The sequence below is a fragment of the Phytohabitans kaempferiae genome (genome assembly GCF_042433955.1).
GTDB classification, from domain to species: domain Bacteria; phylum Actinomycetota; class Actinomycetes; order Mycobacteriales; family Micromonosporaceae; genus Phytohabitans; species Phytohabitans kaempferiae.
The window spans coordinates 18,614-31,172 of sequence record NZ_JBHLUH010000039.1; the positions used below are offsets into that span (position 1 = coordinate 18,614).

Annotated in this window: 12 protein-coding genes; 3 read left to right on the plus strand and 9 right to left on the minus strand. The window is 71.0% G+C overall.

Going from position 1 to position 12,559, the window contains the following annotated elements:
- The first annotated feature begins 135 nt into the window (after nt 1–135).
- Nucleotides 136–1,032, plus strand: a complete 897-nt coding sequence (locus ACFFIA_RS18735) for a DMT family transporter (RefSeq protein ID WP_377252722.1) — start codon at nt 136–138, stop codon at nt 1,030–1,032.
- A 12-nt stretch (nt 1,033–1,044) separates the two neighbouring features.
- On the opposite strand, the gene ACFFIA_RS18740 is transcribed toward ACFFIA_RS18735, so the two are convergent.
- The gene (locus ACFFIA_RS18740) at nt 1,045–2,331 is read right to left on the minus strand and encodes a glycosyltransferase (RefSeq protein WP_377252724.1); all 1,287 of its coding nucleotides are present in this window, start codon (nt 2,329–2,331) and stop codon (nt 1,045–1,047) included.
- Nucleotides 2,332–2,393: 62 nt separating this feature from the next.
- Entirely contained in the window at nt 2,394–3,302 is a 909-nt protein-coding gene (locus ACFFIA_RS18745; RefSeq protein ID WP_377252726.1) for a DMT family transporter, read from the minus strand.
- 308 nt (nt 3,303–3,610) lie between these two features.
- On the opposite strand from ACFFIA_RS18745, the gene ACFFIA_RS18750 reads away from it, so the two are divergent.
- The gene (locus ACFFIA_RS18750) at nt 3,611–5,170 is read left to right on the plus strand and encodes a B12-binding domain-containing radical SAM protein (protein WP_377252728.1); all 1,560 of its coding nucleotides are present in this window, start codon (nt 3,611–3,613) and stop codon (nt 5,168–5,170) included.
- A 21-nt stretch (nt 5,171–5,191) separates the two neighbouring features.
- Here the strand turns inward: ACFFIA_RS18750 and ACFFIA_RS18755 are convergent, their stop codons facing one another.
- From ACFFIA_RS18755 to ACFFIA_RS18770, 4 genes are all read right to left on the minus strand, one after another.
- Nucleotides 5,192–6,013: an ABC transporter permease gene (locus ACFFIA_RS18755; RefSeq protein WP_377252730.1), complete on the minus strand. Its 822-nt coding sequence runs from the start codon at nt 6,011–6,013 to the stop codon at nt 5,192–5,194.
- 50 nt (nt 6,014–6,063) lie between these two features.
- Complete coding sequence (locus ACFFIA_RS18760) at nt 6,064–7,005, minus strand: ABC transporter ATP-binding protein (protein ID WP_377252732.1); 942 nt, start codon at nt 7,003–7,005, stop codon at nt 6,064–6,066.
- 158 nt (nt 7,006–7,163) lie between these two features.
- Entirely contained in the window at nt 7,164–8,387 is a 1,224-nt protein-coding gene (locus tag ACFFIA_RS18765) for an MFS transporter (protein ID WP_377252734.1), read from the minus strand.
- A gap of 331 nt (nt 8,388–8,718) precedes the next feature.
- Nucleotides 8,719–8,892, minus strand: a complete 174-nt coding sequence (locus tag ACFFIA_RS18770) for a hypothetical protein (protein ID WP_377252736.1) — start codon at nt 8,890–8,892, stop codon at nt 8,719–8,721.
- Nucleotides 8,893–9,037: 145 nt separating this feature from the next.
- Here ACFFIA_RS18770 and ACFFIA_RS18775 point away from each other — a divergent pair, with 145 nt between their 5' ends.
- Nucleotides 9,038–9,952, plus strand: a complete 915-nt coding sequence (locus ACFFIA_RS18775; RefSeq protein WP_446686976.1) for a universal stress protein — start codon at nt 9,038–9,040, stop codon at nt 9,950–9,952.
- Nucleotides 9,953–9,972: 20 nt separating this feature from the next.
- On the opposite strand, the gene ACFFIA_RS18780 is transcribed toward ACFFIA_RS18775, so the two are convergent.
- The 3 genes from ACFFIA_RS18780 to ACFFIA_RS18790 form a co-directional block, all read right to left on the minus strand.
- Entirely contained in the window at nt 9,973–11,148 is a 1,176-nt protein-coding gene (locus ACFFIA_RS18780; RefSeq protein WP_377253119.1) for an RNA polymerase sigma factor, read from the minus strand.
- A 29-nt stretch (nt 11,149–11,177) separates the two neighbouring features.
- Nucleotides 11,178–11,588, minus strand: a complete 411-nt coding sequence (locus ACFFIA_RS18785) for a YciI family protein (RefSeq protein WP_377252740.1) — start codon at nt 11,586–11,588, stop codon at nt 11,178–11,180.
- Between the two features lie 143 nt (nt 11,589–11,731).
- The gene (locus tag ACFFIA_RS18790; RefSeq protein ID WP_377252742.1) at nt 11,732–12,478 is read right to left on the minus strand and encodes a hypothetical protein; all 747 of its coding nucleotides are present in this window, start codon (nt 12,476–12,478) and stop codon (nt 11,732–11,734) included.
- Nucleotides 12,479–12,559 lie beyond the last annotated feature (81 nt).

Here is a 12,559-nt window from a genome sequence, read left to right on the forward strand (position 1 = left end):
CGCGACCGCTCGTACCCACCGGCGCCTGGTTCATGCGTGCTCGCCCCGAGCGCGGCCGCCGGCGATGGACAGGCGGGGCCGGCCATCACGGGTGAGGCCAGGCATCGCGCACCGAGACCGGGGAATCGCTCGCTGGTGCTCATCGCCATCGTCGCCGCCATGGCCGCTGGCGCCTGCTTCGCCGTCGGCGGAGTACTCCAGCAACGCGCGGCCAGCGTGCGACCGGAACGCGAGTCGCTCACGCCGCGCCTGCTGCGGGATCTGATGGCGGACCGCGTCTGGAGGTGGGGCATCAGCTTGGCGGTGGCCGCGTACGGCTTCCAGTCGCTGGCGTTGTCGTTCGGACCGCTCGCTGTCGTCCAGCCGCTGATCGTCACCGAGCTTTTGTTCGCGATCCCGCTGTCCGCCCGGCTGTACCGCCTTCGTCTCGGCGTGCGGGAGTGGTGCGGCGCCGTCGCCGTCGCCGCCGGCCTGGCGACCGCTCTGGCCGCCACGAACCCGCACGGCGGAAACCGCGTCGCCCCCCACGAGCGCTGGCTGGCGGCGATCACGGTGGTCGGGGCCGCGACCGGCGTGGCCCTGCTGGTCGGCCGGCGGCTTGGTGAGATCCCGCGGACCTCGCTGATCGCACTGGCGGCGGGGCTGGTCATGGGAACGCAGTCGGCCCTGCTCGCCACGACCGTGACCCACCTGCGGGCCGGCTTCCTCCCGCTGGTCACCGCCTGGCAGACGTATCTGCTCGTGGTGGCCAGCATCGGCGGGCTCCTGCTGATCCAGAGCGCTTTCCAGGCTGGCCCGCTGGCCGCCAGCCTCCCCGTGATCGATGCTGTGGAGCCGGCCGTCGCGGTAACGATCGGCATCATGGTGTTTCACGAGCAGGTGCGGTTCGGTTGGCTGTCCGGCGCGACGGCCGTGCTCGGGATGATCACGCTCGCCACCGGGATCGTCCTGTTGGACACCTCCAAGCTGTTGCAGGCGTTGCACCGCCGGCAGCGGAAACGGCGCGCGGAGGAGCAGGACCAGCCGCCGTGAGAAGCCGGGCCCTCAGCCGCCAGTCCGGGCACCCGCGGGGAGCCAGAACGGCAGTAGGTCTTCAGTGAGTACCTGGTCCCAGGTGCGGTGGCGGTAACGCGCCGAGGCGTAGGCGCCGCGCCCGAGCGATGCCCGCCATTCCGGATGATCCGCCAGCACCCCGAGCTGTTCCGCCCAACCAGCGGGGTCGTCGCGCTCCACCACCAGGCCGTCCACCCCGGGCCTCGACAGCCAGGCGGTCGTCCGGGCGCCGGCTGGCAGCACGACGGGCAGTCCGCAGGCCATCGCCTCGGCCACCACGTTTCCGATCGTCTCGCTCCGCGACGGAAACGCCAGCACGTCACAGGCCGGATAGACCCGGGCGAGCTCGGGTTGCGGCAGCCGCCCGAGCATGGTGACGCCGTTGCCGAGCAGCGCCGGCACCCGCCCGCAGTCCGCGCCCGTCCCGGCGACCACCAGCCGTGCCGGGCGCCCGGACTCGCGCAGCCGAAGTACCGCCTCGGCCACGACCATCACCCGCTTCGACGCGTCCACGCGTCCGGCGAACAGCACCAGCATCTCGCCGGGCGGCAGCCCGTGCCGGGCGACCAGGTCGGCGCGTGCCGCCGGATCCGGCCGGAACCGGACGCGATCAATCCCTCGACCCAGCAGCGAAACCCGTCCGGCCCCGACAATCCGCTCCACGGCCGCGAGCTCGGTCGGGGTGGCGACCATGATCCGGTCGCAGGCGCGCAGTACCCGGTCCCGTCGCCGGCGGGCCGCGTCGACCGCCATCGGCGGTCCATTAGGGTGCCGCCTCGCCAACCACCGCAGCGCGGGCGTCCGCTCGACCACCTGGCGGACGTAGGCGGCGGTCAGCGTCGGTACGTCCGTGTGCAGCGAACACATCAGCGCGGTGCCCGCTGGGCGGGGCAGGCGCGTCGCGGTACCGCCGAACGCGAACGCGTGCGTCACGTGCCACACGTCGTGATGGGGCAGCCGCCGAGCCAGAGCCGGATGGTAGGGCGCGAGGTCGGTCGGATCCACACCACCGATCCAGCGGGTGAGCAGCGCCGAGCTGATCACGGGGCGCATCGTGACGTACCGCACCGCCCTCGACAACGCCTCGACCCCGGACCGGCGGCCGAGGAAGTAGACGGTCAGGTCGAAGCCGAGATCGGTGGGGTCGCGGGCGGCCGCCGCCTCGGCAAGACGTTCCCAACACTTGACGTGGCCGCCGGCTTCCGCGCCGCGGGCCAGTTCCACGAGGACCCCGACGGATGGTACGCCGCCGTGCGCGTGCTGCCGGTGATCGACCATTCCGGACGAGTACCCGGCCCGGCGGCTTGGGAACGGTGCGAGCCCGACCATCGGCCAGCCGGTCACTCCGACGCCCGGCGCAGGGCTTGGGAGGTCGAGGATCGGGCGGACGAGACAGCGAGCGTCCACACGCCCACCGTCATGACCGCCACGCCGGCGAAGCCGGCGGCGAGCACCGGAGGCGTCCCTTGGACGCTGTCCCCGAGCAGGCCGATACCGATCGCGATACCGGCCAGTGGCTCGATCGCGGCCAGCGGAGGATAGGACGACTCCAGTGGCGCCAGCCGGAACGCACTTTGGGTGAGCAGGGTGCCGGTGAGCGCGACCGCCGCGACCGTGTAGGGCGACCAGTGCAGGAGCATCCCGAGAAGGCCGAGGTCGAACAGGCGCCGTACCGCCACCCGGGTGAGTGCCGACTGGAGGCCGAACAGGATCCCGGCCGCGCCGCCCAACATCGGCGCCTCCCACTGCGGCAGCAGCCTTCGCGCCAGCGCCACGAGTGTGGCGGTAAGGATCCCGATGCCGCCGAGGACGGCCAGCCACAACCAGATCGATTGATCAATTTTCGTGCTCGGGCTGGGACGGGCCGCGGCCAGGAAAGAGGCCAGACCGAGCACGACCGCCGCCGCGCCGAGCCACTCCCGCCGGTCGAGGCGGCGCCGCTCCCACCACGCCGCGAACGGCAGGGCGAACATCAACCGGGTCACCAGCAACGGCTGCACCAAGGCCACGCCGCCCGACGCCAGCGCTATGCCAGCGAAGACGTTACCCACCAGCGCCGTGCCGACACCGATCAGCCACAGCGGCTGGCGGACCAGGTACCACAGCAGTCGCCAGTGCAGGACGAGCCGGACCGGCGCTTTGGACGCGGCCCGCTGTTGTACGGCCGAGCCGATGCCGAACAGCGCGCCGGCTGCCAGGGCGAGCAGGTACACCACCCGCGACCCGCTACCCACGTCAGGGCCGGGCACGCGTTTTGCTCCCGGCCAGTCGCCGGAGCGGCGGCCGGAATGGGGTGCGGTCCGGACGTTTGCCGTCAGCCACCTCGGGCACCGACGCCGGCGGTGCAACCACTCGGGGCCGCACCACCAACCGGGAAAGGGAGGTCCTCATGGGCAAGCAACCCCGTGTCGCCCTGCTGCTGCTCGCTTCGGCGAGCCTGCTGGCGATCATGGTCGACTACGTGGTCGGGGAACTGCACGATCGCCCGGGCATGTAGCGGATGGAACCCGCGTCGACGCCCGTGGCCGGCCCTTCCGTTCGCGGTCACGCACGTGCCATGGGCGTCGCCGTCCGGCGGGTGCTGGCGGTCTCACCGCGCTACGCCCGCTCGTTCGGCACATTCGACCACGCCTTCCCTCTGGTCGGGGCGGCCGCGTTCATGCCGCCCCAGGGTCTGCTGACCATCGCCGGATACCTGCCGGTCGATTGGCAGGTACGGTTCGTCGACGAGAACGTCCGCCTGGTCACCGACGCCGACCTGGAGTGGGCGGAGATCGTGATGCTCAGCGGGATGCACGTGCAGCGGGATCGGATCCGGCACCTGGCCGACCGGGCCGCCCGCCTGGGACGGGTGACGGTGCTGGGCGGCCCTTCCGTCTCGGCCAGCCCCGAGTTGTATCCGGACGTCGACCTGCTGCACGTCGGTGAGCTGGGGGACGCGACGGACCGGCTGATCGCCCGGCTGGATGCCGACCCGCGCCGCCCGGAGCGCCAGGAGGTGTACGCCACCGTCGTCCGGCACTCGCTCGACCAGTTTCCCGTGCCCCGCTACGACCTCGTCGAGCTACCCAGGTATCTCGTCGGGAGCGTCCAGTTCTCCAGCGGGTGCCCGTTTCGTTGTGAGTTCTGTGACATCCCCGCGCTGTACGGGCAGAAGCCACGGCGCAAGTCGGTCGCGGCGCTCCTGGCCGAACTCGACGCGATGCTCGACCGTGGTGGCCCCGGCACCATCTACTTCGTCGACGACAACTTCATCGCCGATCCCCGAGCCGCGGTCGAACTGCTCACCGGCCTGGTCGAGTGGCAGCGGTCCCGTGGCTACCCCGTGTCGTTCGCGTGTGAGGCCACCGCGAACCTCGCCAAGCGGACCGACCTTCTGGCCCTGATGCGCCAGGCATCCTTCACGACCGTCTTCGTGGGCGTGGAGTCGCCGGATCTGGATGCGTTGCGACGGATGCGCAAGACCCAGAACCTGGCCACCCCGCTGCTGGAGGGCGTGCGCCGGTTCAACGCGCACGGGCTGGAGGTCGTGGCCGGCATCATCATGGGTCTGGACACCGACGACGAGCGCACCGGAGAGCGGGTGCTGGAGTTCATCGAGGCGTCGCAGATACCGATGCTGACCATAAACCTCCTGCACGCACTGCCTCGTACGCCGTTGTGGGACCGCCTCGCCCGCGAGCAGCGGATACTGGACGATCCGGGAGATCGGGAGTCCAACGTGCGGTTCCTGCTTCCCTACGACGTCGTCGTCGACAACTGGCGGTCCACGCTGGCCGCCGCGTTCCGGCCGGAGGCCGTCTACCGCAGGTTCGAGTACCAGATGCGTCACACCTACCCCAACCGGCTCTCGCCGCGGCGCCAGCCGCCCGGAACGGCGGAGCTGGCCCGGGGGCTGTCGGCGATCGCGCGCACCATGTGGCGTGTCGGCGTGCGAGCCCGCTACCGCCGGGTCTTCTGGCGCACCGCGCTGCCCCTGCTGCGGACCGGTCGCGTCGAGCAGTTGATGCACATCAGCACGGTCACCCACCACCTGGTCACTTTCGCCGACGAAGCCGTGGTCGGGCGCGCCGAGAAGTGTTTCTACAACCCGGCGCCGGCGAAGCGGTCAGGGTGAGCCACCGTTGCGCCGAAGCTGTCAGGACAGGACTCGGCGGCGGAAGCTGTGCAGGCCGAGGGCGCCGAACAGGGCGGCGAAGCCCAGCAGGACCGGGACGATCACGTACAGGTGCATGTGCGGTGCGTTGGTGAACGCCGCACGCATGCCCTCGTTGACATAGATGAGGGGGTTGGCGAGCACGATGGTCTGCAGCCAGTGCCAGCCGCCGATCGTGACGGGGGCGAGGCGGGTCCATTCGTAGTAGGTGCCACCGAGGAACGTGATGGGCAGGACGATGAATCCGAACATCAGCCCGATGTTGCGTGGCTCGAAGGTGGTGCCCAGAAGCAGGCCGAGGCTGGCCATCGCGATGGAGGAAAGGGGTACCAGGGTCAGGATCAGCGGCCAGCGCGGCGACAGGTGGGCCTGTACCCCGGACGCGTGCACGACCGCGGCGATCGGCAGCACGATCGCGGCCGATACCAGGCCCTGCGCGGCGCCCGAGAGCACCTTGGCGACGGCGACCAGCCAGATGGGGCAGGGCGCCTGCACCCGGTCCTCGATCTCCCTGGTGTAGCCGAACTCCTGCGACATCGTCAGTGCCACCGCCTGCACGCCCTGAAACATGATCGAGAGTCCGACGACGCCGGGTACGAGCACCGTGGCGAAGGCGGATTCCGCCCGACTGCCGCCTCCCACACCTTGCCCGATCTTGGGAAAGACGTAGAGGAACACGAAGCAGAGCAGGAACGGCTGGATCACCGTACGGAGGGCGAACTCGCCGAGGTGCTTTCGCAGCACGATCACGTCGCGTAACAGCAGCGCTCGCAACGCCCGCAGGCTCGACGTCGTGACCGTCATTCGCGGCACCGCGCTGATCGGTTCCTCGAGGGCTGGCGTGTGGCCCGCGGTCACTTCTCCCGCAGTTCCTTTCCCGTCAGCTCGATGAACACCGTCTCCAGGGTGGGCTCGGACACGGACAGGTCGGCGAGGGCCATCCCCGCCTCCTCCACGACACGCACCACGCGTGCGGCCACGCGAGGAGCGGCGGAGAGGTGAACCTCGGCTCCGCGGTCGGTGGGGCGGGCCCGTTTCACCCCGTCCAACCGCTGCCGCAGCAGCTCGGTCAGCTTCGCGGGATCGCCATCCACGCGCACGGTCACGACCGCGTCCGCGCCGACGCTCCGCTTCAGCTCCGCGGGGGTACCGAGGGCAACGGTACGACCGTTGTCGATGATCGCGATGCGATGGCAGAGCCGGTCGGCCTCGTCCATGTTGTGCGTGGTCAAGACGATCGTCTGGCCGTCACGGTTGAGCTCGCCGAGCAGGTCCCACAGCGCGAGCCGGCTCTGCGGGTCCAGGCCGGCGGTGGGCTCGTCGAGGAACAGCACGGCCGGCCGGTGGAGGAGGGCGCGGGCCACCATCAGCCGCTGGGCCATCCCGCCGGAGAGGGCGTAGACGGACGCCCGGGCGTAGTGGGTCAGCTGGAACCTGTCCAGCAAGGTGTCGGCCAGCTCGCGGGAGGCCGCCCGTCCGATGCCGAACAGCCGCCCGTGCAGGTAGAGGTTCTCCCATACGGTCAGTTGCCGGTCCAAGGTGTTCTGCTGAGACACGATGCCGGTCAGCTGCTTGGCCAACGCGGGGTGGGCGACGACGTCGACGTCGGCGACGTACGCGGACCCGGAGGTGGGCACGACGCGGGTGGTGAGCATCCCGGCGGTCGTCGTCTTGCCGGCACCGTTCGGCCCGAGCAATCCAAAGATCTCGCCACCGCTGATGTCGAGGTTGAGCCGGTCGACCGCGGCCACCGCGGTCCCCTTGTAGACCTTCGTGAGGTCTACGGTACGGATCATGGGCGTACCCGCTCTCGTCCGGTCGCCGCCCCACACGTTGTCGGCATCACGATATGAGCCAGCACGCCGGCCATACGGCAGGTCCGGCATTTCCACGCACTGTTCGGGTGAGGCGCACGGCACGGCGATGTCGCGCTCGACGGATCCAGCCAGCCCTGTCATGCGGTGGAGGGTCCGGCCGACATCTGGCGTCGCCGAGCGGCCAGGAAGATCGGTAGGGAGGCCAGTTGTGCGCCCGCCGCGAACGCCACGAGCGCGCCCCGGGACTGTTCGTAGAGAAGACCCGCCGCCACCGCGCCGACCAGCCAGCCCACGCCGTACCCGGCGTAGTAGAGGCCGAACGCCAGATCGCGCCGCCCTCGCGGCAGGACGCCGGCGACGAGGGCGGTGAGCAGGCTGTCCTGGGTCGCCTGCCCGACGCCCCAGAGCGCCATCCCGACGAGCGCGAGGTGAACCGGGAGAAGGAACACGAACGGCGAGAACGTGGCGGTGGCGACCACGGCGGCGAGGACCACGGGTAGACCGACGCGGTCATAGACCTTGCCCAGGCCAAGACTGGCCAGCGCCCCGACGCCGGCGGCCAGCGCGAGAAAGAGCGGCACGCGGTCGGATGCCGCGCCGTTTCTCGACAGATGAAACGAGATCAGCTCGAAGTTCATCAGGCCCGCCGCGAAGCAAGCGCCTGCCACCAGGTACATCCAGTACGACCGGCTGAATCGCTCCGCGTCCGCCGGCTGGCGCCGCTGCCCCGGGTCGGCGAGGGCGGTTTCCCGCTGTGCGAACGAGGCGGGCTCGGGAAACCGCATCCGCGCGAGCGTCAATGTCATCAACGCCAGCACGACCGAGATGCCCAGGAGCGCGTACGCCGTCTTGAACACTCCCGTGAGGAGGAGCACTCCGGTGACGACCAGTGGGCCGAGCGCGCGTCCGGTGTGGTCCAGCGCCGTGTTCACCCCATAGACCCGCCCCTTGCCGTATCGGCTGGTGGTGTAGGACAGCATGGCCTGGACGAGCGGCTTTCGGACGCCGCGCCCGATGCCCTGCACGAGGATCAGGCCGGCGGCGACCTGCCAGTGACCGGCGAGTGCCAGCGCGGGCACCGCCAGCAGGTTCAGGCCATAGCCTACGAAGACCAGTGGCCAACGCCTGCCCGTCCGGTCCGCGAAATAGCCGGACAGCCCGCGGGTGACGTAGTTGAGGAACTCGCTGAGCCCACCGACGATGCTGACAACGGCGGCGCCGGCACCGATCGACGCGAGGAACAATCCGTTCATGCTCGCGCCGCCGGAGTAGGCGGTGTCACCGAAGAGGTCGACGACTCCCATGAGGAGCACGAACCGGAACGCCACCGACCGCGGCGAGCTGCCAGGGGTGTCCCGCACCGCCGCCTCTCAATCTACGGCAGGTGGGTCCCAACCCCGCCCGGCCGTGGTGGACGTTCGAAGGGGCGGCAAAACATGGCCAGCGGGCAGAGCGGACCGTCCCGCCGGGATCCGCACCAGCTTTCGCGTCAGCGCGAGGGACGAGATCCGCCGCGACCGAAACGCGGCAACCAGTCGGAGTGTAAGCGGACACCGGATCAGCACCGGAGAAACCGGGAAAAGTGGCCAGGAATCGCGTTCGGCACGGCTCGGGTGGCCCCCGCGCCGGACATCGACTATCCAGTGTGGACGGAGCTGGCGCGCGTGACGCGACTCTGACGTAAGGGTGCGGTCAGCTGGTGGCGGCTGCCCGGGGACGCGTCGGCTCGGTCAACACATCGATGTGGCCGGCCAGGGTGGTGTCGAACTCCTCCGCCACCGCCAGTTGCGCGCGCAGGGCCTGCTGCCGGACCCGTACCGCCTCCCGGTAGCCCTCCAACACCTCCAGCAGGCGGCGGCGTTCCACCTTCGGGATCCGGCCCTTCGCGCCGAGCCGGCCCCACCCGATTGGGTTGAACCCGGTCGGCGCTGTTCCCGGTGTTCGGCCCGTGGCGCCGGCCGCTGGCCTAGCGTGGTGCCGAGCTAGGGACGCCATGGTGGGGAAGGACGGCATGGATGACCATGTACGGCCGGTCGTCGTCGGTGTAGACGGCTCTGCCGCCAGCGGTGCCGCCGCTGACTACGCGGCCGGGGTGGCGCACGGGCGGTCGTTGCCGCTGCACCTGGTCTACGGCTACCTGCGGAAGCTGACGTACGGCGCACCGATCGACCCGCTGGAGATGGCGGAGCCGGTCGCGGATCGCACCGCCGCGCGCCAACTGGAGGAGATCAGCTCCCGCCTGTCAGCCAAATGGCCGGATCTGCAGGTACAGATCCAAGAGATACTCGGTGAGGCGGCGCCGGAACTGATCGAGAAGTCCCGACAGGCCGAACTCGTCGTGATCGGTAGCCGCGGCCGCGGAGGGTTCACGGGGCTGCTGCTGGGCTCGGTGAGCGCCAAGGTCGCGGCGCACGCCTACTGCCCGGTCGTGGTCGTCCGACCGCCGAACTGGTCGCTGGACGCCTCCTCGACGGAACAGGTGGTGGTCGGCGTGGACGGCTCCTCGGAGTCGATGCTGGCGCTCGATCTGGGATCCGACGAGGCAGCTCGGCTCGGCCAGTCACTGGCTGTCATACATACGCACTCCGAGATCCCCGCCGCCCCGCAAGACCACGAGCCGACGACAACGGCCCAGGAGAACGCGAAGGCACTGCTCGCCGACGCCGTCAACCGGGCCCGAGGCCGGCATCCCGATCTGACGGTCCGCGACGAAATGGTCTACGGCGCCGGGCCCAAGCTGACGTTGATCGAGGCCAGCAGGTCGGCAACCCTCGTCGCGCTCGGATCACGCGGCCGTGGCGGCTTCGCCGGGATGATGCTGGGTTCGGTCAGCCAAGCGCTGGTCCACCACAGCGAGTGCCCGGTGCTCATCGCGCACCACTACCTCGACTCAGACCCGGAGACACACGGCGCACCTCGCCCCTGACCAGGCGATCCTTCTCGCTGTCAACGTCGTCCTGGCACCGCGGCCCGCATCCGGGCGGCCTTGCGGACCAGGTGGTCGCGCTCGGCGACGTTCGTGGCTCGGCGGGCGGCGTCCGCGTACGCAGAGGCGGCGGCCGGGAGGTCGCCGCCGAGCTCGTGCAGGTGGCCACGGACGGCGTGCCACCGGTGCCGCTCGCCGAGCACCTCGCGCAGCCGGTCGGTCTCGCGCAGCCCGGCGGCGGGGCCGAGGGCGTGGCCGACCGCGACCGCGCGTCCGAGTACCGCGGTGGGGTCCTGCCGCACCGGGTCGGCGGTGAGGGCGACGAGGTCGTCGTACCAGGCGAGGATCTGCGGCCAGTCGGTCTCCTCGGCGCTCGCCGCGTCGTCGTGCAGGGCGGCGATGGCGGCCTCGATCTGGTAGCGGCCACGGCGCTGCACGGACAGCGCCGACTGGAGGACGCGCACGCCCTCGGCGATCTCGCGGGTGTCCCACAGGCCGCGGTCCTGCCGGTCGAGCGTGACGATGCGACCCTCCGCGTCGAGTCGCGCCGGGCGGCGGGCGTGGTTGAGCAGCATCAGCGCGAGCAGCCCGCGCGCCTCCGGCTCCTCGGTGGCGAGGGTGAGTTGGCGGGCCAGCCGGATCGCCTCCCGGGCCAGGTCGACCCGGCCCCCATGGCCGGCCGTGTAGACGAGGTAGAGCACGCGCAGCACGACGGCGAGGTCGCCGGGCTGGTCCAGGCGGCGCCCCCGCAGGGCGCGCTTGGCCCGGCTGATCCGCTGCGCCATCGTCGCCTCGGGCACGTAGAAGGCGTCGGCGATCTCCCGGGTGGTGAGGCCGCCGACGGCGCGCAGGGTCAGCGCCACCTGGGAGGCGGGCGCGAGGTCGGGGTGGCAGCAGCAGAAGAGCAGGAAGAGGGTGTCGTCGCCTTCCTCGGTGGCGACCGGCCGCGGCTCGGCGTACGTCGCCTCCTCGCGGCGGTGGCGGGCGGCCTCGCTGCGGCGGACGTCGACAAGCCGCCGGGTCGCGACCGTCGCCAGCCACGCGTGCGGGTCGCGCGGCGGATGCTCGGGCCACACCCGCAGCGCCTCCAGCAGCGCCTCCTGAAGGGCGTCCTCGGCGGCGTCGAAGTCTTCGCCCCGCCGGACCATGCCTGCCAGCACCCGAGGGACGAGGGCGCGCAGCGCGCCCTCGTCCAGCCGTCGCGTCGGCTCGTCGATCACTCGGGTCAGTCGTCCGCGGGCGCCCCGGACATGACCTCTCGGACGTCGATCCACTCGTACAGCGGCTCCCCGCCCGGGCCGGGCTCAGAGGAGACGTAGGCCGCGATCTCGACCGCTCGCTCGTACGACTCGACGTCGATCATGTACCAGCCGGCAACGAGATCGCTGGTCTCGGGCAGCGGGCCGTCGGTGGTGACCGGCGCGGCGTCCGGGCCGCCGTAGCGCACCCAGGTGCGCGCGGGCATGAGCGCCTGCGCGTCGACGTACTCGCCGTTCTTCTCAAGCAGCTCGCCGACGTGCTTGAGGAAGGCCATGTGCGCCTCCACGTCCTCGGGAGCCCACTGGTCCATCGGCGGCACGGAGCGGTGCGGCTCCGGGCCACCGCGGTAGTGCTTGAGGAGCAGGTACTTCGGCATGCTGGTCTCCTGGCGTCGTGGGCCGCGCCTGTCGTGGCCCCGTCACCTGTCGAGCGGAGCCGGTCACGGCTTCTCGACATGAAATCACTTGTCCAGCTCGAAGATCTTAGAGTATGGGAACCTCTTGCGGATGCGGCGCCTGGTCACCGGGCCTCGTAACCCGGTGGTGTGGGGTCCTCGCCAAGATCGACTTTGCGCGCCCGCGATCGCGCCTGGCCGACGAACCGATCGACGAGGGCGGCCGGCCCTCCGAGGCATCGCCAGTCGTCGTCCCAGAGCCACGACAGCAGCCACGAGCGATCGGCCGGGAAGATCAGGTCTGGCCCGGGAGCCCGCCACGACCGCGGGTCGTGGCGCCACCGTGCCGCCTGCGCCGGGCCCGCTTGAACGAGCACGTACTGCCAGCCCGCGTACAGGGTCACGCGTGGCGCGTCCGGGAAGACCAGGTCGTCGGCCCCGGTGTCCAGGTAGCCCAGCCACCACGCCTGGTCGCGGGACTGCTCGGTGAGCAACCGCAGCACGAGAGCGAGCTGCTCTGACCTGCCCTCGTCCGTGTCCGGGACCACCATGGTCGCGTACGCCGCGAAGACCGGCGGGATCGCCGACGTGATGGTCAAGCCTGGCTCGGTCGCCCCCTTGATCCACGCGATGTCCGCGTCGGTGCCGATGCGCCACTGCTCGCCGTCCTTCCAGTAGCTGGCTGGACGGGCGCCACCGCCGGGGATCATTTGGACAGTGTAGGAGCCCGTCCGGCGGCGGCTGCCGATCTCGTCCGCCTGCCGGGCGGTCCGCACCACCGTGTTGGCGTCCGTGTCGGTGACCCGGGCCCGGAGGCTGAGGGCCCGCCCTTCGTCCGCCGCCGACGATGCGAACGTCCGGTGTGCTGACACGTGCGTCCACAACGGCCACACGTGGCTTCGCGGTTGGTCTCGGCGACGAGACCGCTCGGCTCAGTCGTACGCGGACGGCTC

Excerpts from the sequence above, each read along its gene's own strand:
- ACFFIA_RS18740 (WP_377252724.1), bottom strand. The coding sequence starts at position 2,331 with ATGGTCGATCACCGGCAGCACGCGCACGGCGGCGTACCATCCGTCGGG.
- ACFFIA_RS18750 (WP_377252728.1), top strand. The coding sequence starts at position 3,611 with ATGGGCGTCGCCGTCCGGCGGGTGCTGGCGGTCTCACCGCGCTACGCC.
- ACFFIA_RS18755 (WP_377252730.1), bottom strand. The coding sequence starts at position 6,013 with ATGACGGTCACGACGTCGAGCCTGCGGGCGTTGCGAGCGCTGCTGTTA.
- ACFFIA_RS18760 (WP_377252732.1), bottom strand. The coding sequence starts at position 7,005 with ATGATCCGTACCGTAGACCTCACGAAGGTCTACAAGGGGACCGCGGTG.
- ACFFIA_RS18775 (WP_446686976.1), top strand. The coding sequence starts at position 9,038 with ATGGATGACCATGTACGGCCGGTCGTCGTCGGTGTAGACGGCTCTGCC.
- ACFFIA_RS18785 (WP_377252740.1), bottom strand. The coding sequence starts at position 11,588 with ATGCCGAAGTACCTGCTCCTCAAGCACTACCGCGGTGGCCCGGAGCCG.